The 22485-nt window shown below is 71.3% G+C and carries 19 protein-coding genes; 3 read left to right on the top strand and 16 right to left on the bottom strand.

The features are described from left to right. Window positions 1-222 precede the first annotated feature (222 nt). Both H9Y04_RS20980 and H9Y04_RS20975 read left to right on the top strand, forming a co-directional pair. The gene (locus tag H9Y04_RS20980) at window positions 223-1410 is read left to right on the top strand and encodes an ROK family transcriptional regulator (protein ID WP_187815474.1); all 1188 of its coding nucleotides are present in this window, start codon (window positions 223-225) and stop codon (window positions 1408-1410) included. 254 nt (window positions 1411-1664) lie between these two features. Beyond that, the gene (locus H9Y04_RS20975) at window positions 1665-3644 is read left to right on the top strand and encodes an N-acetylmuramoyl-L-alanine amidase (protein ID WP_438818125.1); all 1980 of its coding nucleotides are present in this window, start codon (window positions 1665-1667) and stop codon (window positions 3642-3644) included. 47 nt (window positions 3645-3691) lie between these two features. Here the strand turns inward: H9Y04_RS20975 and H9Y04_RS20970 are convergent, their stop codons facing one another. The 9 genes from H9Y04_RS20970 to H9Y04_RS20930 all read right to left on the bottom strand — a co-directional run bounded on the left by H9Y04_RS20970 (window position 3692) and on the right by H9Y04_RS20930 (window position 15681). Then, window positions 3692-6034 carry a glycoside hydrolase family 95 protein gene (locus H9Y04_RS20970; RefSeq protein ID WP_187815473.1) on the bottom strand — a complete coding sequence of 781 codons (2343 nt, stop codon included), beginning with the start codon at window positions 6032-6034 and terminating at the stop codon, window positions 3692-3694. Between the two features lie 221 nt (window positions 6035-6255). Continuing rightward, on the bottom strand, window positions 6256-6756 hold the full coding sequence (locus H9Y04_RS20965) for a hypothetical protein (RefSeq protein WP_187815472.1): 501 nt from the start codon (window positions 6754-6756) through the stop codon (window positions 6256-6258). A 96-nt stretch (window positions 6757-6852) separates the two neighbouring features. Further along, window positions 6853-9783, bottom strand: a complete 2931-nt coding sequence (locus tag H9Y04_RS20960) for an ATP-binding protein (RefSeq protein ID WP_187815471.1) — start codon at window positions 9781-9783, stop codon at window positions 6853-6855. A gap of 157 nt (window positions 9784-9940) precedes the next feature. Further along, on the bottom strand, window positions 9941-11932 hold the full coding sequence (locus tag H9Y04_RS20955) for an alkyl/aryl-sulfatase (RefSeq protein ID WP_187815470.1): 1992 nt from the start codon (window positions 11930-11932) through the stop codon (window positions 9941-9943). A gap of 161 nt (window positions 11933-12093) precedes the next feature. Continuing rightward, entirely contained in the window at window positions 12094-12663 is a 570-nt protein-coding gene (locus H9Y04_RS20950; protein ID WP_187815469.1) for a hypothetical protein, read from the bottom strand. A 64-nt stretch (window positions 12664-12727) separates the two neighbouring features. Next, the gene (locus H9Y04_RS20945; RefSeq protein WP_187815468.1) at window positions 12728-13357 is read right to left on the bottom strand and encodes a TetR/AcrR family transcriptional regulator; all 630 of its coding nucleotides are present in this window, start codon (window positions 13355-13357) and stop codon (window positions 12728-12730) included. Between the two features lie 133 nt (window positions 13358-13490). After that, window positions 13491-14093 carry a dihydrofolate reductase family protein gene (locus H9Y04_RS20940; protein ID WP_187815467.1) on the bottom strand — a complete coding sequence of 201 codons (603 nt, stop codon included), beginning with the start codon at window positions 14091-14093 and terminating at the stop codon, window positions 13491-13493. A 20-nt stretch (window positions 14094-14113) separates the two neighbouring features. After that, window positions 14114-14962, bottom strand: coding sequence for an SRPBCC domain-containing protein (locus tag H9Y04_RS20935; protein ID WP_187815466.1), 849 nt, complete (start codon window positions 14960-14962; stop codon window positions 14114-14116). Between the two features lie 140 nt (window positions 14963-15102). Beyond that, window positions 15103-15681 carry a CGNR zinc finger domain-containing protein gene (locus tag H9Y04_RS20930; RefSeq protein WP_187815465.1) on the bottom strand — a complete coding sequence of 193 codons (579 nt, stop codon included), beginning with the start codon at window positions 15679-15681 and terminating at the stop codon, window positions 15103-15105. Between the two features lie 47 nt (window positions 15682-15728). Here H9Y04_RS20930 and H9Y04_RS20925 point away from each other — a divergent pair, with 47 nt between their 5' ends. Then, entirely contained in the window at window positions 15729-16388 is a 660-nt protein-coding gene (locus tag H9Y04_RS20925; protein ID WP_308801053.1) for a pyridoxine/pyridoxamine 5'-phosphate oxidase, read from the top strand. A gap of 75 nt (window positions 16389-16463) precedes the next feature. On the opposite strand, the gene H9Y04_RS20920 is transcribed toward H9Y04_RS20925, so the two are convergent. From H9Y04_RS20920 to H9Y04_RS20890, 7 genes are all read right to left on the bottom strand, one after another. After that, entirely contained in the window at window positions 16464-16925 is a 462-nt protein-coding gene (locus H9Y04_RS20920) for a DUF6281 family protein (RefSeq protein WP_308801052.1), read from the bottom strand. A gap of 113 nt (window positions 16926-17038) precedes the next feature. Then, window positions 17039-17809 carry a class I SAM-dependent methyltransferase gene (locus H9Y04_RS20915; RefSeq protein WP_187815463.1) on the bottom strand — a complete coding sequence of 257 codons (771 nt, stop codon included), beginning with the start codon at window positions 17807-17809 and terminating at the stop codon, window positions 17039-17041. Between the two features lie 157 nt (window positions 17810-17966). Continuing rightward, window positions 17967-18215, bottom strand: coding sequence for a DUF397 domain-containing protein (locus H9Y04_RS20910; protein WP_187815462.1), 249 nt, complete (start codon window positions 18213-18215; stop codon window positions 17967-17969). 171 nt (window positions 18216-18386) lie between these two features. Beyond that, on the bottom strand, window positions 18387-19559 hold the full coding sequence (locus tag H9Y04_RS20905) for a thiolase family protein (protein ID WP_187815461.1): 1173 nt from the start codon (window positions 19557-19559) through the stop codon (window positions 18387-18389). Next, window positions 19556-20602 carry a thiolase family protein gene (locus H9Y04_RS20900; protein ID WP_187815460.1) on the bottom strand — a complete coding sequence of 349 codons (1047 nt, stop codon included), beginning with the start codon at window positions 20600-20602 and terminating at the stop codon, window positions 19556-19558. The genes H9Y04_RS20905 and H9Y04_RS20900 overlap by 4 nt, the downstream gene beginning before the upstream one ends. Then, window positions 20603-21547: a Zn-ribbon domain-containing OB-fold protein gene (locus H9Y04_RS20895; protein WP_187815459.1), complete on the bottom strand. Its 945-nt coding sequence runs from the start codon at window positions 21545-21547 to the stop codon at window positions 20603-20605. A 42-nt stretch (window positions 21548-21589) separates the two neighbouring features. After that, a complete protein-coding gene (locus tag H9Y04_RS20890) occupies window positions 21590-22390 on the bottom strand; it encodes a crotonase/enoyl-CoA hydratase family protein (protein WP_187815458.1) in 801 nt (266 codons plus the stop codon). Window positions 22391-22485: the final 95 nt, after the last annotated feature.

Here is a 22485-nt window from a genome sequence, read left to right as displayed (position 1 = left end):
GACTCCTGCGGTGACTCCGGTGGTGCGGGCGTGGCCGGCATTCGCGGGCTCCTTCGGCAGGCAGCGTTTTCTGCACACCATCGCGGAGCAATGTCCTGGCACCGCTTTTTCCTGTCAAGGGTCCAAGCATCGTTCTCTGCAAGGTTTTTGATGGTGACTTATGTCGACGGCCGAACACAGGCGGCCTTGTAACCAGCGGAAGTGGACCTCTATGGTGACCGCATGCCGACGGCCCCCGATGTCTCCTCCGCCTCCGCGGGCGAAGTGCTCGCGCTGATCCGTTCCGGCACGGTGGAGACCCGGGCCGATATCGCCCGGCTCACGGGCCTGGCACGCTCCACGGTCTCGCAGCGCGTGGACGCCCTGATCGCCCATGGCTTCGTCGACGAGGACAACGCGGACGGCGGCTCCACCGGCGGACGCCCGCCGCGCCGCCTTCAGCTGCGCACCGGTGAGCACGCCGTCGCGGGCGTGGACCTCGGCGCCTCCCACTGCCGGGTCGCCCTGCTCGACCTGACCGGCACGACGCTCGCCCAGCGCGAGGACCCGCTGTCCATCGCGGACGGACCGCAGGCGGTGCTCGGCCATGTCGACAAGACCCTGCACGCCCTGCTGAAGGAGGCGGACCACGCCCCGCAGAGCCTGCAGGCGATCGGGGTCGGCGTGCCGGGGCCGGTCGAGTTCACCACGGGCCGGCCGGTGGATCCGCCGATCATGCCGGGCTGGCACCAGTACCCGATCCCGGAGTTCTTCGCCGACCGCTTCGGCGTGCGCGCCCTCGTCGACAACGACGTGAACGTGATGGCGCTCGCCGAGCAGCGCCTCGCCTTCCCCGAGACGCGCTATCTGCTCTACATCAAGGTCGGTACGGGCATCGGCTGCGGCATCATCGCCGACGGCCGGCTGCACCGCGGCGCCCAGGGCAGCGCGGGCGACATCGGCCATATCCGCGTGGCCGACGACACCGAGCCCTGCCGCTGCGGCAATTCCGGCTGCCTGGAGGCCGTCGCGGGCGGCGCCGCGCTCGCCCGCAGACTCGCCGAGCTCGGCCTGGACGCGGCGAGCGGCAGCGATGTCGTGCGCCTGGTGAAGTCCGGCAACCGCGATGCCGTACGGATGGTCCGCGAGGCAGGACGGGCCGTCGGAGAGGTCCTTGCCGGACTGGTGAACTTCTTCAACCCGGACACCGTCGTGGTCGGCGGCGCGCTCGCTGCCGTGCACGACCAGCTGCTCGCCGGGGTGCGCGAGGCGGTCTACCGGCGTTCGCATCCGCTGGCCACTCATGTGCTGCGGATCGAGCCGAGCCGTACGGGTGAGAACGCGGCCGCGGTCGGTGCGGGCATCCTTGCGATCGAACACGCCCTCTCACCCGATCAGGTGGACCGGGCACTCGCCGCCACCGCCGGCTGACCACATGCCGAGACACTGACGGGACCTCGAAGCCCGTCATCACGCCTGCTCACCCGGGTGCATTGGTCCATTCCACTGACGCACCGCAGGCCGCCGTGCCACCGCGCCGGAAACCGCCGAACCCCGCGCTGACATGGGAAATCCCCTGCGCTGTCGCATGATTGACGGATCGTCGGGCAAGCGATACCACTGTCCTCGCCCGGCCCCGTACGCCCCACGCGCGCCCTTGGCGCCCCACCGTCCCGGAGGCTGCTTTGCGACGACGACCCGATGCTGTCCAGGCTTCTGCCGTACGCAGACGACTGACCGGAAGGACGACGGGTGCCTTCGCAACGGCGGCACTGCTGCTGCCGCTCGTGGCGGCGGCACCGTCCGAGACGCAGGCGCCGACCGCGCAGTTGCAAACCGCGTTCTCGGCGGCGGCCGCCGAGTACCAGGTGCCGCAGAGCGTGCTGCTCGGCGTGTCGTATCTGCAGTCCCGCTGGGACGGACACGCCGGAGCGCCGAGCGTGACCGGTGGCTACGGTCCGATGCACCTCACGGACGCCGCCACCGCTCTCAAGGCGGAGGCCCCGCATCACAGCCACGGCGCGGAGGACGCGCGCGGCGACTCCTCCCGGTCGCCGCGCATCCCCGACGCGGAGATCCCCGAGGCCTCCGAACTGCCGGACCGGCTCAAGACCTTGACCCGCGCCGCCGAACTGACCGGCCTGTCCCCCGAGCACCTGCGCACCGACCCGGCCGCCAATCTGCGCGGCGGCGCGGCGCTGCTCGCCGAGGCACAGAAGAAGGCGGGACGGCCGCTCAGCAAGGACCCCGCCGACTGGTACGCGGCCGTCGCGGCCTACTCCGGCGCCGACGACCAGGCCACGGCCGCCTCGTATGCGAACGAGGTCTTCGCAGTGATCCGTGACGGCGCAACGCGCACCACGGACGCCGGCCAGCGCGTCGCCCTGGACGCGACGCCCGCCGCCACACCCGACGCCGAGCAGCTCGAGGCCCTGGGGCTCCGGCGCGCCGCGAAGGGCGAGACCGACTGTCCGCCGACCGTGTCCTGCGAGTGGATCCCGGCCCCGTACGAGGAGTTCGGCGACAACGACTACGGCAACCACGACAAGGCCAACCGGCCGGTGGACCAGTCCATCGACTACATCGTGGTGCACGACACCGAGGGACGCTGGGACGGCGTCCTCAAGCTGGTCCAGGACCCCACGTATGTCTCCTGGCAGTACTCGCTGCGCGCCACCGACGGCCATATCGCGCAGCATCTGAAGCTCAAGGACGTGGGCTGGCACGCGGGTAACTGGTACATCAACAGCAAGTCCATCGGCCTGGAGCACGAGGGTTTCCTGACCAAGCCCGACACCTGGTACACGGAGGCGATGTACCGCAGCTCGGCGCACCTGGTGAAGTACCTGTCCAAGCGTTACGGCATCCCGCTCGACCGCCAGCACATCCTCGGCCACGACACGGTGCCCGGGCCGACCGCGTCCACGATCCCCTCGATGCACACCGACCCCGGCCCGTACTGGGACTGGCAGCACTACTTCACGCTGCTCGGCAAGCCGTTCCACCGCAGCGCGTCGCCGTCCGGCGGTCTGGTGACGATCCTGCCCGAGTACGACGAGCACAGCCCGGAGTTCACCGGCTGCACCAAGGCCGGCGAGACCTGTCCCGCACACGGCTCCAGCGCCGTGCGGGTGTACACGGAACCGCGCGAGGACGCGCCGCTGGTCAAGGACATCGGTCTGCGCCCGGGCGGCGGCCCGTCGACGATCGGCGTGAACGACCTCGGCTCGCGGGTCTCCACCGGTCAGCGCTACGCGGTCGCGGAGCGCAAGGGCGACTGGACGGCGATCTGGTACCTGGGCCAGAAGGCCTGGTTCAAGAACCCGAAGAAGCAGCCGACCGCGGTGGACGCGGAGGGTCGGGTGATCACGCCGAAGGCGGGGCGCGCGGAGGTGCCGGTGTACGGGCGCGCCTACCCGGAGGCGGCGGCCTACGCGGGGACGGGCATCACCCCGCAGCCGGTCTCGGCGCTGCCGTACAAGCTGCTCGCGGGGCAGGAGTACGCGGCGGGCGAGAAGAAGCCCGGCGAGTACTACTTCGCGCCGGTCTTCGACACCAGCGGCCACAAGGTGGTGCGTGGCAAGGACGAGTACTACGAGATCCAGTTCGGGCACCGGGTGGCGTATGTGCGGGCTGCCGATGTGGATGTGAAGTCCAGCAACTGACCTTGCCCGAGGGGGCCGTGGCGTGCGCGCCGCGGCCCCCTTCGCTGTCAGTCCAGTACGTAACGCTGCCCGGCCTGCGCCTTGAAGGTCCGCTCTCCGCCCGCCAACAGGGAGCTGCGGACGGTCAGTTCGCGGGTGCGCGCGGTGTGCAGCACGATGCGGGTCGCCTTGCCGCCCGCCCAGGTGATGTCGACCGTGACGCCGCCGCGTGCCCGCAGGCCCCGTACGGAGCCGTCCGGCCAGGCGGCGGGCAGGGCGGGAAGGATCTCGATCACGTCGTGCTGGCTCTGCAGCAGCATCTCCACCACACCCGAGGTCGCCCCGAAGTTCCCGTCGATCTGGAACGGCGGATGGGTGTCCCAGAGGTTGGGCAGGGTGGAGAGCTTGAGCTGCTCGGCGAGCATGGTGTGCGCGTGGTCGCCGTCCCGCAGCCGCGCCCAAAAGTTGATCTTCCAGGCCTTGGACCAGCCCGTTCCGCCGTCGCCGCGCGCCGTCAGGGACACCTTCGCGGCCTCGGCCCACGCGCTGCCCAGTTCGATCTGGCGGCCGGGGTGCAGGGCGTACAGGTGGGAGACGTGGCGGTGCTGGTCGGCCGGGTCGTCCAGGTCCGTCTTCCACTCCTGCAGCTGCCCCCAGGAGCCGATCCGCAAGCCGGGGTCCAACGCGGCGAGCGCGGCGGTCAGTTCGTCGCGGAAGGCGCGGTCGTCGCCGAGGGTGCGGGCGGCTTCGAGGGTGTTGGTGAACAGCTCGTAGACGATCTGCTGCGACATCGAGGCGCCGGCGGTGAAGTCCCCGTGCTCGGGCGAGTAACTGGGCGACACGACCAGGGTGTTGTCCCGCGGATCGGTGTGCAGATTGGCCAGCCAGAACCGCGCGGCTTCCTTGAGCAGCGGGTAGGCGGTGGTGCGCAGATAGTCGGTGGATCCGCTGAAGCGGTAGTGCTCGTAGAGTTGCGCGGTCAGCCAGGCCGCGGCCTCCGGGAACCAGAAGGAGGTGGCCCAGTCGTGCACGCCCGTGAAGCCGTACGTGTTGGTCTCGTTGTGCACCACCCAGCCTTCCGAGCCGAACATGCTGCGCGCGGTGTTCCGGCCGGGCGGCACGAGCGCCTGCACGAAGCGGTCGTAGGGGGCGGTGGTCTCGGCGAGGTTGGCGGCCTCGGCCGGCCAGTAGTTCATCTGAAGGTTGATGTTGACGTGGTAGTCGGCGTTCCAGGGCGGTGTGGTGCTGTGGTTCCAGACGCCCTGCAGGTTCGCGGGCAGCGAGCCGGGCCGTGAGGACGCGATGAGCAGGTAGCGCCCGTACTGGAAGAACAGCGTCTCCAGGGCGCGGTCGTCCGCCGTGGTGCCGCCCGTGTACTGGCGCAGGAGTTCGTCGGTGGGCCGGTCGGGCAGCGCGGTCGCGAGGTCGAGGGCGACCCGGCCGAAGAGGCCGCGGTGGTCGTCGATGTGGCGGGAGCGCAGGGACGCATGGCCACGGCCGGCCGCACGGTCGACGGTGCGGCGCACGCGCGGCGCCGGGTCCTCGCCGCGGTAGGTGGGGTGCACGTCCGCGTAGTCGGTGCCGGCCGCGAGCACGAACCAGGCGCTGTCCGCGCCCGCGACCGTGATCTTGCCGTCGCTCGTCGCGGTGACGGTGCCGCCCGTCGTACGGACGGTGAGGCGGGCTTCGAACTTCAGGCCGTTGTCCGCGAGCGCGCCGCGCACGGTGAGCGTGCCGCCGGCGGCGCTCGCCGTGTAGTCGGCTCGCGGGGAGGTGTAGCGCAAGGTGAAGCCGACCTCGCCCGGCTGGTCGGCGGCGAGACGTCCGACGATCACTCCGTCGGGGTACGAGGCGAAGAACTCCCGCTCGTGGCGCACCCCTTGATGCGTGTACGTGACGGTCGCCAGGCCCGTGTCCAGGTCGAGCGTCCTGCGGTACGAGGCGTCGGGCGCCGTGGGCGCTTCGGGGAAGTCGAGGTACAGGTCGCCGAAGGTCTGGTAGGCGCCGAAACCCCGGCGCGGCTGCCCCAGCTTCGCGGTGACGGTGTCCGGGTCGAGCCGGCCCTGTGCGTCGAGCAGCCGCTGCACTTCGTCGAGGGCTCCGGGGCGCGGCTCGCGCCAGTCGCCGTGGTCGTATCCCTGGCGGGAGCCGGGGCCGCCGGTCCACAGGGTCTTCTCGTTGAACTGGAGCCGCTCGCTCGCGAGGGTGCCGAAGACCATCGCGCCCAGGGCGCCGTTCCCGATGGGCAGCGCCTCGCGTTCCCAGTCGGCGGCGGATGCCGCATACCAGAGCCGCAATTGATCGGACGAGTGCTCGGCAGCGTGGGCCGCGCCGCCCAGCGCGCCGGTGGCCACCGTCGCCGCCACGCTGCCCAGCGCTAAGGCTCCGGCGCCGCCGATGGCCGACTTCATGGTGGTTCTTCGGGATATGCCGGAGGACGCCGATGAGGACGGGTCAGGAGACGCTGAAGGTGATGCAGGCATGGAAGACATGCCCCCGGACGCTAGAGGTCCGATGACTCGTCTACAAGAGTGCGTGCAGAATCAGCTGAAGGGCACGAACGGATCCGGTCGGAGGGCGGGCCCGGATCCGACCGGACGGCACACCCGGACCGGCCGCGGGCGCGAGGGGCTCAGCCCTGCTGGAACAGCTCCGCGGGCAGCGGCTTGAGCAGCGCGTACAGATCGTCGGTGATGGGGCGGTCCCAGGCGGCGATCGTCACCAGGACGTTGTCGCTGCGGTCGAACTGCACGCAGGAGATACGGCTCTCGGAGAGCTTGAGGCGGCGCACGATCAGGAGGTTGTCCCCCTGCATCACCGGCATGTCCTCGGTCGAGACGACCTCGACCTCCTCCTCGTTCTCCAGCGCGAGCAGCAGCTGGGCGACCTCGAAGGGCACCTGCTTCTCGGCGAGGTCACGGGCCGGGGAGCCCTCGGGGAGATTGCCGATCACCATCGCGGGGCCGCGGCCGCCGAACAGGTCGTAGCGCAGGAACACACCCTGGCAGCTGCCGTCGGGAGCGGGCAGCAGGCCCGCGCCGAGATTGCCCGGCCAGTCCCCCGGGTCCATGGCGAGGACATCGAAGTCCGGCCCGGCGGGAGTGGGAGCGCTGCGGCGGCGGAGGAAGGACATGCGCCCATGGTACGTGGCCGCGCGGCGTTCCCGACGCCGGGTTCCGGGCCGCAGCGGAGCCGGCGAGCGGGTGCCGCCGAACGATCTTGCGCCTGCTCACGGCCGGTCCGGGGACACCTCCCCGAGCGCGGCGCCGAGGCCGCCGAGGTCCGTGCCGACCTTGCGGAACACGGCGGACAGGAGGCGGGTGACAGCGGGCTCGTCCAGACCGAGCTCCTTGGCGATGGACGCGGCCGGCTCGCCCCGGGCGGCCAGTGCGGCGGCCGTGCGCTCGCGGGCGGTGAGGGTGTCGGTCCCGGTGCTGTGCAGCCGCCGGGGCCGCTGTCCCATCGCGGCCAGTTCATCGCGGGCCTGCTCGGCCAGGCCGTCGGCGCCGCAGTGGGCGGCGGCGTCCAGGCCCCGGTAGAGGTGGTCGGCGGCTTCCGCGGGCCGCCCGGTGCGGCGCAGCTCCGCGCCGAGGGCGACGAGCGAGCAGGCGAGTTCGTGTCCTGCCGGTGACCGGTCGAGGTACGCGACGGACTCCTCGAGGAGTTTGGCGCGCTCGGCGGGGAGGCCGACCTCGGCCCGGATGCGCAGCGCATGGCCGACGGCGGACGGAGTCCCGTACTGGCGTGCGCGCTGCACGGCCTCCTGAGCGAGAGCGACGGCGCGGGCCGGCGCCTCATGGGATTCGGCGCGGGCGAGGTGCAGGAGCCAGGGGCACCAGGCGGGGTTGCGCATCCCGCGCGGGTCCAGGCGCCGTCCGGCGGCGGAGAGTTCGACGGCCGCTTCGCGCACCTTGCCGCGCGCGAGCAGCAGTTCACCGAAGACGGTCTGCGAGTCGGGGAAGGTGACGGCGGCCGGGAACGGCGGCCCGAATCCGTGCTCCTCGCCGAGGAGCGCCGCCTCGGTGACCCGGCCGCGCGCGAGCAGCACCTCGATGAGGATGCTGACCGCGTACCAGTGCGCGGGGGTGCGCCGTCCGACGCGTTCGGCGAGCCGCAGTCCGGCGCGGGCGAAGTCCTCGGCCTCGGCCAGCCGGCCGCGGCGCCGGCGGACGTATCCGAGCAGGGTGTAGCCGAAGGAGAGATGGCCGCCGCGCCAGCCCTGCTGCTCGAAGTCGGCGATGCCCGCCGCGAAGAGTTCCTCGGCGCGGCCCGGCCGGTCGGCGTAGAGGAACGCGAGGGCCACGAGGACCGGTACCTCGAAGCCGCGGTCCGCCTCGGCCCAGCCGAGGCCGCCGGCCAGGGCTCTTTCGGCGTGCTGCACGGCGACTTCGGCGGGTTCGCCGCGCAAGGTGGCGTCCCAGGCGCGCAGCCCGATGATGTAGCGCTCGGTCAGGTCGCGGCCGCTCAGCCGGTCGGCGAGCCGGGCCAGTCGCCGGGAGCGGGCCGGTGAGTCGGGTTCGTCGGAGCGGAAGGCGTCCCACATGAACTGCTCGGCCTGCATCCGCAGCCGTACCCGAGCGTCCTGGGTGAGCCGCATCTCGTGGCCGAGTGTCTCGGAGGCCTCGGCGAGGCGGTCGGAGTGGGCGAGGACCTGGGAGAGGCGGTACACGATGCCGTGGCGCATCTCCGGGTCGGCGATCGGTTCGGCGAGGGCGGCTCGCAGGTGGTTGACGGTGCTGGCGGGTTCGGTGAGCAGCGAGGCGCAGCCCAACTCGTAGAGCACACCGGCCCGTTCCTCGCACGGCGGCGGCTCGCGCAGGGCGCGGCCGAGATAGCGGCGGGCGGCGTCGGGGGCGCCGGCGCGCTGTACTTCGCGGGCGGCGGCGCGCAGTTGCTCCACGACCCAGCCGTCGCCGTCGGGGTGGGTCTCCATCAGGTGGCGGGCCGCGACAGCAGCGCCGAGCCCTTCGTTGATCACGGCCCACGCGGCCTGCCCGTGCAGGGCGACGCGGACTCCGCCCGGGATGGCGCGGTAGACGGCGGTGGCGATCAGAGGGTGGACGAATTCGAGGGTGTCGGCGCCGGTGAGGATACGGGCGCCGCGCAGCCGGTCGGCGCAGTCGCCGGCCTCTTCGCCGCCGAGTCCGGCGACGGTGGCGGCCAGGTGCGGGGAGATCTCGGTGCCGAGGACGGCGCAGGCCCAGGCGAAGCGCACGGTGGAGGTGCCGAGCCGCTCCAGGCGGGCGATCAGACCGCTGCCCTTGACGGTGGCGGCGAGGTCGCGCAGCAGATGGGCGCCGGCCTCGTTGGGTTCCAGGCCGCGGTCGCGCACCTTCGCGGTCACCTCGACCGCTTCGAACGGGTTGCCCGCGGTGACGGCCCAGCATTCGCGGCAGAAGGCGTCGTCGGCGTGCGCGCCCACGGACTCGCGCACAAGACCGGCGATCGCGGGTGCGCTGAGCGGTTCGAGATCGATGGGCCGCTGTCCGGCGCGCCCGGGCAGACCCCTGAACTGCTCCGCGTAGTCCGGGAGTTCCTCCGGCCGGTAGGCGACCACGAGCAGCAGCGGCAGCTGTTCGGCGCGCGGCGCGAAGGCGGCGAGCCAGCTCAGGGACTCCCGGTCGGCCCAGTGCGCGTCGTCGAGCACGAGAACCATCGGCGCACGCTGTACGGCGAGGTGGGTGAGCACCCAGTCGAGACCGTCGCGCAGACCCTGAGGGTCGGGCGGTGCGCCCTCGGCGGGGGCGCACAGGCCGAGCGCGGGGCCGACGATGTCGTACCAGCTGCCGAGCGCGGAGCGGATCTCCTCCTGCGAGGCGCCCGCGAGCACCGGCTGCACGAGCTGACGGGCGACGTGGAAGGCCACATGCTGCTCCTGGTCGCCGCCGCGTGCGGCGAGGACGGTGCAGCCCTTGGCGTGCGCACGCCGGCGCACTTCGGTGAGCAGGGTGGTCTTGCCGAGCCCGGCACGCCCGGAGAAGGCGAGCAGGGCGCCGCTGGGACGGTCCAGCGGGTCGATGCCCTCGGGCGCGAGACCGGCGAGTTCACTCAACGCCTCGTCCACGGCGGCGAGTTCGTCCTCGCGCTCGAACAGCCTGCGCCGCTGCCGCGGGACACCGGGCCTGAAGCCCGATGTCTCCGGCGTTTTGTCCTCGTTCATACCGCACCCCCTGCCACGGTGGTACGCGGGCGCGGGGAGCCGGTGCACACCATGGCCTTCAGGCACCTCAGCGTACGCCTGGGCGAGTGCAGGAAACCCTGCGATTACGGGAGTTGTGACGGGACAGGAAGGTGATCGGTGAGGGCCGCCCCGGTGGTCAGGGCGTCACGATCGGAAAGACCGGATCCGGTGCGTCCAGGACGGACAGGAGCTTCTTCAGGAGCGCGGGGTCGCCCGTCATCGTGATGCCGTCCGTGCCCTTCCCCGCGAGCAGGGTGAGGAGTTGCGGTCTGGTCATCGTCATGGTCAGGCCGGCGTCCTTCGCCTGGGCGGAGGATGTGGTCCAGGTGAGCAGGCCGTTCGCGAGGCGCAGGTGCCAGTAGGTGTCGCCGATGCGCCAGTCCACGGCGAGGCGCAGGTCCCAGGCCTTCGGGCCGTTGACGCGTACCGCCATCGAGTCGATCAACTGGCCCACGGTCAGCGCCATATACATGTCCGGGCCGAGGGTGGCGCTGGTGGCGGGCTTGATCCCGTCCCTCAGTTCCTGTGCGGCCATGAGGTAGAAGTTGCGCCACACGGCGTTCTCCATGCCCTCGCCGAGGCGCATGTACAGGCCGGCCAGGTCGCGCTTGGCCGCGCGGTCGTCCGGGTCGTTGAAGACCGCGTGGTTGAGCAGGGTGACGGCGAAGCGCAGGTCGCCGCGTTCGGCATAGCGGCGGGCCTGCCGGCGCACCGCGCGCTGTCCGCCGAGGCACTCCACCCAGCGTCGCGCCTCCTCGACGGGCGGGTGCTGCCACAGGTGGGCGGGATTGGCGTCGAACCAGCCCATGTACCGCTGGTAGATCCCCTTGACGTTGTGGCTGACCGAGCCGTAGTACCCGCGGTTGGCCCACACCTGGTCCAGCTGCGGCGGCAGTTGGAGCGTTTCGGCGATCTCACTGCCGGTCCGCCCCTGATTGATCAGCCGTACGGTCTGGTCGTGCAGGTATCCGTACAGGTCACGCTGGTGGGTGAGGAGTCCGACGATCGCCTCGTTGCCCCAGGTCGGCCAGTGGTGCGAGGCGAAGGCGACCTCGGCCTTCCCCTCGTACAGGCCGATGGACTCGGTGAGATAGCCGGCCCAGGCGTGGGCGTCGCGGACCTGGGCGCCGCGCAGCGTGATGATGTTGTGCATGGTGTGGGTGGCGTTCTCCGCCATGCACACGGCGCGCAGCTCGGGGAAGAGGAAGTTCATCTCCGCCTGGCTCTCGGTGCCGGGCGTCATCTGGAACTCGATCCGCACACCGTCGAGGGTGACTTCCTGACCGGTGGCGGTGATGTAGCGGGTCGGCGGGATCAGACCCACCGTGCCGAGCGAGACGTTGAGGCCTAGTCCGCAGCCCACCTGCGCCTTGACACCGGTGGGGAGTTGGGCCCCGTACATGTACGCCGAGCGGCGGGCCATCGCGGGACCCGCGTACACGTTCTCGCTGACCGCGTGCTCCATGAAGCCCTCCGGGGCGAGGATCTCCACGCCCTCGGTGCTGCCGGGCAGCACACCGCGGCAGCCGCCGAAGTGGTCCACGTGCGGATGGGTGTAGATCATCGCCTTGACCGGGCGCTTGCCCTCGGGATCGCGGTGCTCGCGGTAGAGCCCGAGTGCGGCGGCCGCGGTCTCGGCGGAGATCAGGGGATCGATGACGATGAGACCGGTGTCGCCTTCGACGAGGGTCATGTTGGACAGGTCGAGTCCGCGCACCTGGTAGATCCGGTCCGTCACCCGGTACAGGCCCTGGCGCGAGAGCAGCCGGGCCTGGCGCCACAGGCTCGGGTCGACGGACCGCGGTGTGCCCTTCTGCTCGCCGATGAAGGCGTACGCCTCCGGGTCCCACGCGACCTTTCCCGCCGCGGTCTTGATCGGGCCTCCGGTGAAGGCCGCGATGAATCCGCGGTCGGCGTCGGCGAAGTCGCCCTCGTCCTCGTACGGCAGGTCGCCGGTGTCCGTCGCGGAGGACCCCCGCACGCCCGGGCCGGAAGCCGCCTCCGTCTGCGTGCTGAGCGCGGCCTGCGTCTGCGTGCTGAGCGCTGTGGCGGTCTGCGGGTTGAGTGCGACGGCGGCCGCGGCGGCACCCGCGGTGGCGACGAAACCGCGCCGGTCCATGGGCGTCATGGCGCCTCACCTCTGCTGGTCGGATCGGTGCAGGACGCAGCGGTCGGCGCCCTCGATGTCACTATTGCAGTCGGACTGCAATAGGAGTCAAGGGGTGTGCGGCAGCAGGGAAGGAGGCGACGGGCGAGTCCGGTGGCGCGACCGCCCGTGGCGTCACCGGCTCATATCGCTCTCGGCTCGCCGCTGCGGGCTCGGTTGCGCGCGATGTTGCGTGTCTTCTTCCTGTTGCCCGAGTCGGCGATCAGGGCGAGCACCGCCGGCGATGTCGAACCCTTGGCAAGGACGCGCTGCATCCAGTCCGTGACCTGCGCCAACTCGGCCGGTGTCGGCACATGGCCGGCCTCGACGGACAGATGGAACAGCCAGTCGTCGATGCGGCGGCGGATGAACTCGCGGTGGGCCGCGGTCCCGAGCCGGCCGACCTCCGGCAGCAGCTCCGCCGACCACTGCCCGAACTCGGCTCGACAGGTCGCCTGCCTCGCGACGGCGTCCACGAGAGCGACCACCGCGGTCTTGGCCACCGACTCCAGGGGATCGCGCAGCATCGCGGCCACGGTCGCGCGATCCCCGTCGCGGCTCTGCGAGGCAGCCGCCACCAGGACGACGCGCTGGTACGCGCGGGCGCGCACGTGCTCGTCCGCGACGGCCTGGTCGACGTCCACGTCTACGATGCCTGCTCCCGCGAGCAACTCGGCGACGTCCGCGTGCAACTCGGTGGGCGACTTCGGCATTTCACACCTTCTCGAAGTGACTGGCTGCCGACGGCCTCGCGCACGCCGAGCCGGACGCAGCCGCCTAGGGTTCCAGGAGTGCGCGAAGCGTGCGGGTCAGCGCGCTGCGGGCCGCGGCCGGGGCAAGGCCGCGGCGCGTCCGCAGGTGGTCCCAGGCGGCCCAGCTGGACGCGACCTCCAGTGCGTCGAGGAGTCCGCCCGGGCGGCGCGCCGCGGAGGTCTGCGCCAGTTCGGGGGCGAACACGCGGGCCAGGTCCGTACGGAACCAGTCGTCGCCCTCGGCCATCACCCGGCGCAACCCCGGTGATTCCGGCTCCAGTTGGAGCCCGACCTTGCGGATGGGCGACATCACTTCGTACATCGCGCCGCGCTGGTCGAGCAGGGCCCGCACCTTGCGCTGCACCGGCCACTCCGATGGCACGTGCGCGGCGAGGGCGCGCCAGCGTTCGGCCTGCTGCTCGGCGGCGGTGACATACAGCGCCTCACGGTCCGCGAAGTGCACGAAGACGGTCCGCTCCGAGACACCCGCGCGCTCGGCGATGGCTTTGCGGGTGGGCTCCCGCTCCCCCTCGGCGACGAGGTCGAGCAGGGCCTCCACCAGTACGGCGCGCGTGCGTTCCGGGTCGCGCCACCGGCGTCGCCCGGCGGGCGACGAGCCACCCTTGCTGTCGGCCTCCGCTGCGGTCCCGGGCACCCTGCCCTCTCCTGCGGTCACGAGCCCGTCACCCTCTCCTTCGGCCACGAGTCCCTCGCCTTCTCCCACGGTCACGGCCCATCGTGGCACGCGACCGCGGAACGGCTCCCGGCAGCCGCCACCGGTGCGGGGGTCAGCGGACCCGGTCGTAGACCAGGGCGAGCTCACCGAGCTTTCCGGTCTCCTGATGGGTGAGCGTCCACTGCGAGGCGGGCAGACCGTCCTCGAAGAGGCGCTCGCCGCCGCCCGTGATCTCGGGGGTGATCATCAGGTAGAGCCGGTCGACGAGGTCGGCGGCGAGCAGGGGCTTGAGGACGCTGGGGGCCGTGTTGACGAGGATGTCCCCTTCGCCCGCTTCGGACTTGAGCTCGCGGATGACCTCCTCGGTCGGCCCGTTCACCACGCGGCTCCGCTCCCACGGCGCCTCGGTCAGCGTGGTCGAGAAGACCACCTTCTCCGCCCCGACCAGCCACTGCGCGTACCCACGGTCGCGCGGATCGGCGTGCTCGTCCTCGGCGACCGCCGACCAGTAGCCGACGAAACCGAGGGCGTTGCCGCGCCCGAAGACGGCCGTGCTCTTGCCCTGCCAGATGCGGGCGAGGTGGTCGCGGGCCGTGTCCGTCACGGCGTACGGGACGATCGCGCCCATGTCGCCGGGCCCCGCGGCCCCGTGGTAGCGCCCGTCGAGCGTGAGGCTGATGTTGGCGGTCACCTTGCGTGCGGTCGGGTTGTTCATGAGGTGGTTCCCTTCCCTGGTCACTGTTCGGTGGTGGCGCGTTCCTCGGCGACTCCGGCCCCCGTACGGGGAGTTGAGCCGACGACACGTTCGAGCTGGTCGAGCACCTGACCCCAGCCGGTCTCGATGCCGGCGACGAAGGGCGCCGCATCGACGGCGGTTCCACTGAGGCCGAGGACAAGGCGCAGCCGGGTCCCGCCGTCCGTCGCATCGAGGGTCAGGTCGTAGTGGCCGGTGAACGAGACCGCTCCGTGGGCGTCGTACACCGAGAGGTCGAAGACGAGGCGTTCGTGTTCCCGCGCGGTGTGCACCTGGCCGGCCGAGCGATAAGTCCCCTCGGCATCGCGGAGGTTGAGGACCGCGCGGCCGCCCGCCCGGGGTTCGATGACGCAGTCGGCGACCGCCATGGACGGCGGGGCCCACCACGAGGCGAGCAGCGCGGGTTCGGTCCAGTGCCGCCAGATCCGGGCGGGGTCCGCGGCGAGCCGGCGCTCCAAGACGAAGGTCCGCCCGTCCGCCCAGCGCTCCCCGCCCCGCGCGGCGGCAGCCGACTCCGCCTCGATGGCGGCGCGGTAGCGCGCGAGGACGTCCAGGTCGCCCTGCTGTCCGGCCGCCGCCTCGGCCAGCGACTGGATCCGCTGCCCGAACGCGGCGAGCGGCCCGGCCTCGATCGCGTACACGCGCCGCTGACCGAGCGGATGGACGGAGGCGAGCCCCGCCCGCACGAGGGTCTGCAGGTGCTTGGTGGTCTGCGGTTGGCGCAGCCCGGTCAGCTCGGCCAGTTCACCGACGGACCGGGGACGCCCGGCAAGCAGCTCGACGAGGTGCCAGCGTGCGGCGTCGCCGAGTGCGGATGCGATCTGCTCCATGCCGAGAAGTATTCTCCTACCCGAATATCCTCGTCAAGGAATATTTCTGGAGCGGCATGCGACCGCTCCCGACGAGCCGCGAGCGCCGCGGCGGAGTGCGAGCGGGACGCGGGCGCGCCCGGGCGCCCGAACAGCGACGTTCAGGCGCCCGGACGGTGGCGTTCATGGTGCCTGGCCACCCGCGCGCGGTTGCCGCAGGAGGGTTTGCACCACTCCTGGCGCGGGTGCTCCTTGAGGAAGTAGCGCACGCAGCGCGGGGCGTGGCACGCACGGAGCTTGGCGCGGTCGGGTCCGGCGAGAAAGCCGATCGCCGCGCGCGCCAGAATGGCGGTCAGCAGCACGGCGGGATCGGCCGGGGCCGCGGGACGCAGCTCGGCCACCGGTTCGTCGCCCCAGGTGAAAACCGGCACGACCGGAACCCCGGCCGCCGCCGCGTTCAGGCGGGCCAACGCCTCGGGCTCCGGCAGCAGCCGGCGCGCGTCGGCGGGGCTGGGCTCTCCCGGCCGCACCGCCTTGGCGAAGAGCGCGCGAACGGCCGCCCGCAGTTCCCGTACGGAGGTGAGGGCAGCCTCGCCCGCAGCGAACTCCCCCATTTCCGGAAGGCGTTCACGCACCCACACGGTCAGTCCGGCGGGCTCGGCGAGGTCGTCGGCGACACCGCCGTGTCCGTCGTGGCGGATGGTGAGCGCGAGGTCGAGGACCAGCTGGGAGTCCGGCATGAGGCTAATGCTAGCGTCCGTATAAACCGTTAGGGCTGGAGGTAGGAGTGGCGGAGGATCTGCGCCGGCTGCTGCGAGGCATCGAGGTGTTCGGGGGCGAGATCCCCGCCTTCGACCCCTCGACCGCGCCGCCGGCACCCGAGGAACTCTTCACCGAGTGGCTGCTGCACGCCCTGGACGCGGGGGTGCGCGAGCCACACGCGATGACCCTGTCGACGGCGGGCGCGGACGGCAATCCGACGGCGCGGGTGCTGATTCTGAAGAACGTGGACGCCGAGGGCTGGCAGTTCGCCTCGGACAGCGGGGGCGTCAAGGGCCGCGATCTGGCCGAGCGCCCCTATGCGGCGCTCACCTTCTACTGGCCTCAGCTGGCCCGTCAGGTGCGGGTGCGCGGTCCGGTGGTACCGGCCGGGACGGCTGCCTCCCGCGTGGACTTCCTGGCCCGCGGCATCGGCGCCCGCGCCGAGTCCCTCCTGGGCCGCCAGTCCGAGCCGCTGACGGACCTCGCCGAGCGGGACGCCGCGGTGGCACAGTCCCTGACGCGCGTCGAGCAGGACCCCGGCCTCGTACCCGAGGGCTGGCAACTGCTCACCGTACGGGCGGAGTCGGTGGAGTTCTGGCAGGGCGACAAGGGACGGCGTCACACGCGGCTCACGTATCTGCCGGAGCCGGACGGCAGCTGGCGGCGTCAGCTGCTGTGGCCCTGAACCGGCAGCGCGAGCGAGGCCCCGGACTCTGAGCGCGAGGCCCCGGCCCTCGCGGACCGAAGGGGCGGGGCCTTCTCAGCGGGCTGCTCCCGTCGACGGCCGATCCGCCGTCCGCGCCTCGATCCGCTTCCTCAGCTCCGGCAGGCCCTTCTCGGAGTTCCGCTCGATGTAGAGCGTGCCGCCCGCCGGGTGGTCCACGGTCACCGCGTGGACGGGGTCCACACCGTCGATCGCGTACACGGGCAGCGACCGCGCAGGCACGCCGTCGCCCGCGTCGTTCGGGGTGTCGTCACACCCGGGCTGGATGCCCGTTCCGAGCCGCTTGCCCGCCTTGACGCCCAGACCCTCGCCTTCATCGTCGGGATAGAGCCCATGTCCCAGGTAGGTGTGGCCCCGGTATTCGAGCCGGGCCGCGCACGAGCCCTGCGCCCCACCCTGCGTGGCGGCATCCGTCCCGGCGCAGGCCGTGGACGATCCGATCAACGCGGCCGCGAGCGCCACCCGTACGCCTGCCGCCCGGGCCTTTCGCGCTTTCACGGACCGTTCGACCCTCCGTCTGCCCGACATGCACCGACCTCCCCCAGGTGCCGGCACCTCCGACACCCGCGCCTTGGACGTACGAGTGCCCCAGAAGGTTCGCTCAGCGGCACTTACGCACGGCAGCGCAACAGTTCAAGCGGCGGGTTCACGAACAGGTCGGTCCAGAACTCCTCGCCGTACTCGCTGATTCCGGCCTCCGAGATGTGCAGCGGCACCCACTCCAGATCCGTGAATCCGGCGGCCGTCAGTGCGTTCTCATACACCTCGCGGCGCGGGCGCGGCGTGACGAAGCTGACGGGATGGCCCGGCAGGTGCGCGGTCAAACGGGCGAGCGGACCGGTCTCGGCCTCCTCGCCGGTCAGTTCGCTGCGGAATCCGTACTTGTCGATGGAAGGGCCGTCGAAGCGGAAGTCGGGTGACTGATTGAGGATGAAGAACTCACCGCCGGGCTTGAGGCTCCGGTGGATGTTGCGGCACATGCGCTCCATGGCCGCGATGTCCGGGGCATAGCTGAGCAGCTGCACACCGACACCGATGTCGAACTGCCGCTCCAGCTCCCGGAGTTCAGCGGCGTCGCCCACTTCGTAGCGCACGCCGAGCGGTGCGGCCTCCTCCATGCGCCGGGCCACGGCGACCATCTCGGACGAGATGTCGATGCCGAGGACGTCCGCGGCGCCGCGCCGCTTGAACTCCCGGCTGTAGAAGCCGGTCCCGGACGCGAGGTCCAGGACCGACTTGCCCCGCACGTCACCGACCAGGGCCAGGATGCTCGGCACCTCTCCGTAGCGCGCCAGCGGAAGCGCCTTGAAACCTTCGAAGGCCTCGCCGATCTCGTCGTACAGCTGCGTTCCCTGCGTGCCCTGCGTCCTCTGCGTGCTCATCGCGTTGTGCCCCCGCACATCGTCGTTTCGCGGCGAAGTGCCGCGCGGTGTGAGGAGTACATCGCCCGCCGAGGGCGCTCAGCCAGGAGTCGAAGGCATGAAGAGGGTGGTGGACCCGGATCCGGTATTCGTAGGGATCTACAAGAGGCGGGGCAACCTACGTGAGGTCGAACTCGCCGTCCCGCGCCCCCAGTACGAACGCCCGCCATTCGGCGGGCGTGAAGATCAGGGAGGGGCTCTCCGGGCGGCCGCCGTTGCGCATCGCGATGAAGCCCTCGACGAAGGCGATCTGCACATCTCCCTGATTGCGGGTGCCCGACTGCCAGTCCGCCCGGCTCAAGTCGAGGTCCGGCTTCTCCCAGCCCTCGAAGGGGTGCTGTCGGGTGGTGGTGGTGCTCTCGGCCACGTCCCTGCTCCTCCCGGTATGTCGTCCGCCCGCCAGACTAGCTTTCGGCGGAGGTGCCGGACAGGCCACGGAAGGAGTACGGCCCGTCCGGCACTTCGAGAGTCGGTTCTGCGGCACGGCGAATGTCAGTTCTGCGGCATTGCAGGACTCAGTTCTACGGGATTGCAGGACTCAGCTCTGCGGCGGCTCCGACCCCACCAGCCACATCGCGAAGAACTGCGAACCGCCCCCGTACGCATGGCCGAGCGCCTTGCGCGCACCGTCGACCTGGTGCTCGCCGGCCTGGCCGCGCACCTGGAGCGCGGCCTCGGCGAAGCGGATCATCCCGGAAGCACCGATCGGGTTCGTCGAAAGGACGCCGCCCGACGGGTTGATGGGCAGATCGCCGTCGAGTTCGGTGGCACCGGCCTCGGTGAGCTTCCAGCCCTCGCCCTCGGCGGCGAAGCCCAGGTTTTCCAGCCACATCGGCTCGTACCAGGAGAACGGCACATAGATCTCGGCCAGGTCGATCTCCCGGCGCGGGTCCTTGATGCCGGCCTGCCGGTAGACATCGGCCGCGCAGTCCTTGCCCGCCCGGGGCGAGACGAAGTCCTTGCCGGCGAACATCGTCGGCTCCGACCGCATGGCCCCGCCGTGCATCCACGCCGGCGGCCTCGGCGAACGGGCCGCACCTTCCCGGCCGGTGAGGACCATCGCGCACGCGCCGTCGGAGGACGGGCAGGTCTCGGAGTAGCGGACCGGGTCCCACAGCATCGGGGACGCCTGCACCTTCTCCAGGGTGATGTCCTTCTCATGCAGATGCGCGTACGGGTTCTTCAGGGCGTTGCGCCGGTCCTTGTACGCCACGAGGGAGCCGATGTGGTCCGGTGCTCCCGTACGGCGCATGTAGGCGCGTACGTGCGGGGCGAAGAAGCCGCCGGCGCCCGCGAGCAGCGGCTGCTGGAAGGGGACGGGCAGCGACAGGCCCCACATCGCGTTGGACTCGGACTGCTTCTCGAACGCGAGGGTGAGGACCGTCTTGTGCACACGGGACGCGACGAGGTTGGAGGCGACCAGCGCGGTCGAGCCGCCGACCGACCCGGCCGTGTGCACCCGGAGCATGGGCTTGCCGACCGCGCCGAGCGCGTCGGCGAGGTAGAGCTCCGGCATCATGACGCCCTCGAAGAAGTCGGGCGCCTTGCCTATGACGACGGCGTCGATGTCGGCCCAGGTCAACTCGGCGTCGGCGAGGGCCCGTTTGGCCGCCTCGCGGACGAGTCCGGCGATGGAGACGTCCTTGCGGGCGGCGACGTGCTTGGTCTGGCCGATGCCGACAACGGCCACCGGCTCCTTCGCGACACTCACTGGGCGTCCCCTTCCAGTACGGCGACCAGGTTCTGCTGCAGACAGGGACCGGAGGTCGCGTGGGCGAGCGCGCGGTCGGACTCGCCGCGGTGGATACGGGCCGCGGCCTCGCCGATCCGGAGGAGGCCCGCGGCCATCATCGTGTTGGCGGCGAGCGGGCCGCCCGACGGGTTGACCTTCACCTCGTCGCCGAGCTTCAGCGCCTTGCGGAGCACGACCTCCTGCGAGGTGAACGGAGCGTGCAACTCGGCTGTGTCCACGGGCCGTTCGAAGGCTCCGGCCCGCTCGGCGGCGAGCCGCGCCGACGGTGAGTCGGTGAGATCCCGTACGCCGAGGCTGTGCGCTTCGATGCGGTGGTCCATGCCGCGGATCCACGCGGGCCGCGCGCACAGTTCGCGCGCCTTGTCCCCGGCGGCGAGCACCACGGCCACGGCGCCGTCGCTGATGGGCGGGCAGTCGCCCTTGCGCAGCGGCTGGACCACGTAATCGCCTTGCGGGACCGCGCCCTTGACCTGCGCGCGCGGGTTGTCCGCCGCCGCCTCGCGGCTGCGGGCGGCGATCCCCGCCAGCGCCGGCTCGTCGGTCTCTCCGGAGTCGATGAGCGCCTGCGCCTGAAGTGCGGCGAGGGCTACGGCGTCCGGCCACAGCGGGGCCACGTAGTACGGGTCCAGCTGCCGGGTCAGGACATCGCGGACGGATCCGGGCGAGGACTTCCCGTACGAGTAGACGAGCGCGGTGTCGACCTCGCCGGTGAGGATCTTCACCCAGGCCTCGTACATGGCCCAGGCGCCGTCCATCTCCACATGCGACTCGGAGATGGGCGGCCAGGCTCCGACGCCGTCGAGGGTCATCGTGAAGGAGAAGGCGCGGCCCGCGAGGTAGTCGGAGGAGCCGGAGCAGGTGAAGCCGATGTCGCTGGTCTTCAGGCCCGTCTGCTCCATCACCGAGTGCAGCACGGGCATGAGCATCTCGACCTCGGACTGCTCGTCCGAGCGGCGCACCTGGTCGCTCTGCGCGAAGGCGACGATCGCGACCTCTCGCATCTACACCAGCTCCTTGTACGTGTCGTAGTCGGCGTCCGGCTCGCCGGTGGGCCGGTAGTGGTCGGGGTAGCGCCCGCCCTCGGTCCAGACGGGTTCGACCCGCAGGCCCATGCGCACCTGGTCGTACGGGATGCCGGCGATCCGGCCGTGCAGGGCGAGGTCGGCGCCGTCGAGTGCGATGTGCGCGTAGACGTAGGGCAGTTCGATGTCGAGGTTCTTGGCCTTGACGTTGACGATGCAGAAGGTGGTGACCGTGCCGTACGGACCGACCTCCACCGCCTCACGGGTGGCGACTCCGCAGGTGGGGCAGGCGCCGCGGGGCGGGATGTACACCTTGGAGCAGGAGGGGCAGCGCTCGCCGACCATCTTCCGCTCGGCGACCGAGGTGATGTAGGCGGACTGGGCGCGGCCCGGCGAGTAGGTGTAGTCGAGGCGGGCCTCGGCGACGATGCCGGTCACCGCGTCCTCGAACTGCCCGTCGTGCGGGCTCGTTTCGGAGCTCTCGTCGCCGTCGTACGGTTCGAAGCAGGCGATGTCCGTGATCGCGCCGGACCGTTCCTCGGCCCAGCGGATCCGTACTCGCATGCCGGTGCGGACGGCGTCGGGGCCCTCGACGTCGAGGGCGTGCAGGAGGGCGGTGTCGGCGCCGTCCAGCTTGACCAGGACCCAGGCGAAGGGCTTGCCGAGCGGTTGCCCCCTGCGGTGTTCGGGGTTCCAGGCCCAGGTGGTGACGGTGCCGGTGGTGGCGACCTCGACCATGTCGCGCAGTTCGTCGGCGGTCACCGGGTCGTATTCGACGGGCGGCACGAGGATCTTGTCGTCGGCGGTCTTCACGCCCAGGACGGTGCGCTCGCGCAGTCCGGTGAGGAAGGCGCTCTGCACGGGGCCGAGGGAGCGGGTGAAGGGGAACTCGACGACGAGGGGGGCTTTGAGGAGTTCGGGCACGTGCGTGTCTCCTTGGCTGCGGGGAAGGGGGACGGCCGCCGGTCAGGCGCGCTTGTAGACGGGCGGGCGCTTCTCGGCGAAGGCCTTCGGCCCTTCCTTGGCGTCCTCGGTCGCGAAGATCGGCCAGCCGCGCTCGAGTTCGGACTTGAGGCCCTCGGTCTCGGTCATCTCGGCGGTCTCGTACACAGAGGCCTTGACCGCCTCGACGGCGAGCGGGCCGCAGGCGTTGACCATGTCGGCGATCTCGAGGGCCTTGTCGAGGGCCTTGCCCTCGGGCACGACATTGCCGATCAGGCCGATGGACAGGGCCTCCTGCGCGCTGTAGTGACGGCCGGTGAGCAGCATCTCCAGGGCGTGGGTGCGCGGAATCTGCCGCTGCAGCCGGACCGTGGAGCCGCCGATCGGGAACAGCGCCCGCTTGACCTCGCTCAGGCCGAAGGTCGCGGTCTCGCCCGCCACCCGGATGTCGGTGCCCTGCAGGATCTCCGTACCGCCTGCGACGCAGTAGCCCTCGACGGCGGCGATCACGGGCTTGCGGGGGCGGTGGTGGCGCAGCATCGCCTTCCAGTGCAGATCCGGGTCCTCCTTCATGCGCTCCCGGTACTGCTGGCCGTCCATGCCCTTGCCCGCGAGGGCCTTGAGGTCCATGCCCGCGCAGAAGTCGCCGCCGGCGCCGGTCAGCACGATGGAGCGGATCGAGTCGTCCGCGTCGGCTTCGAGCCATCCGTCGTACAGGCCGACGAGCAGCGGCAGCGACAGTGCGTTCTTGGCCTCGGGCCGGTTCAGCGTGAGCACCAGCGTCGCGCCCTTGCGCTCCACGGTGAGGTGTTCGGTCCCGCCCATGTGCTGCCTCCCATTGCCATGTCGACCTCAAGACCTAGAACAGGTTGCAGTAGGCGGAGGTCCAGTTCAATAGTTTTCTGACAGCCAGTCAGATT

The organism is Streptomyces polyasparticus (genome assembly GCF_014493765.1).
Taxonomy (GTDB): domain Bacteria; phylum Actinomycetota; class Actinomycetes; order Streptomycetales; family Streptomycetaceae; genus Streptomyces; species Streptomyces polyasparticus.
The sequence above is the reverse complement of the archived record's forward strand: the minus strand, read 5'-3'. Positions and strand labels throughout refer to the sequence as shown.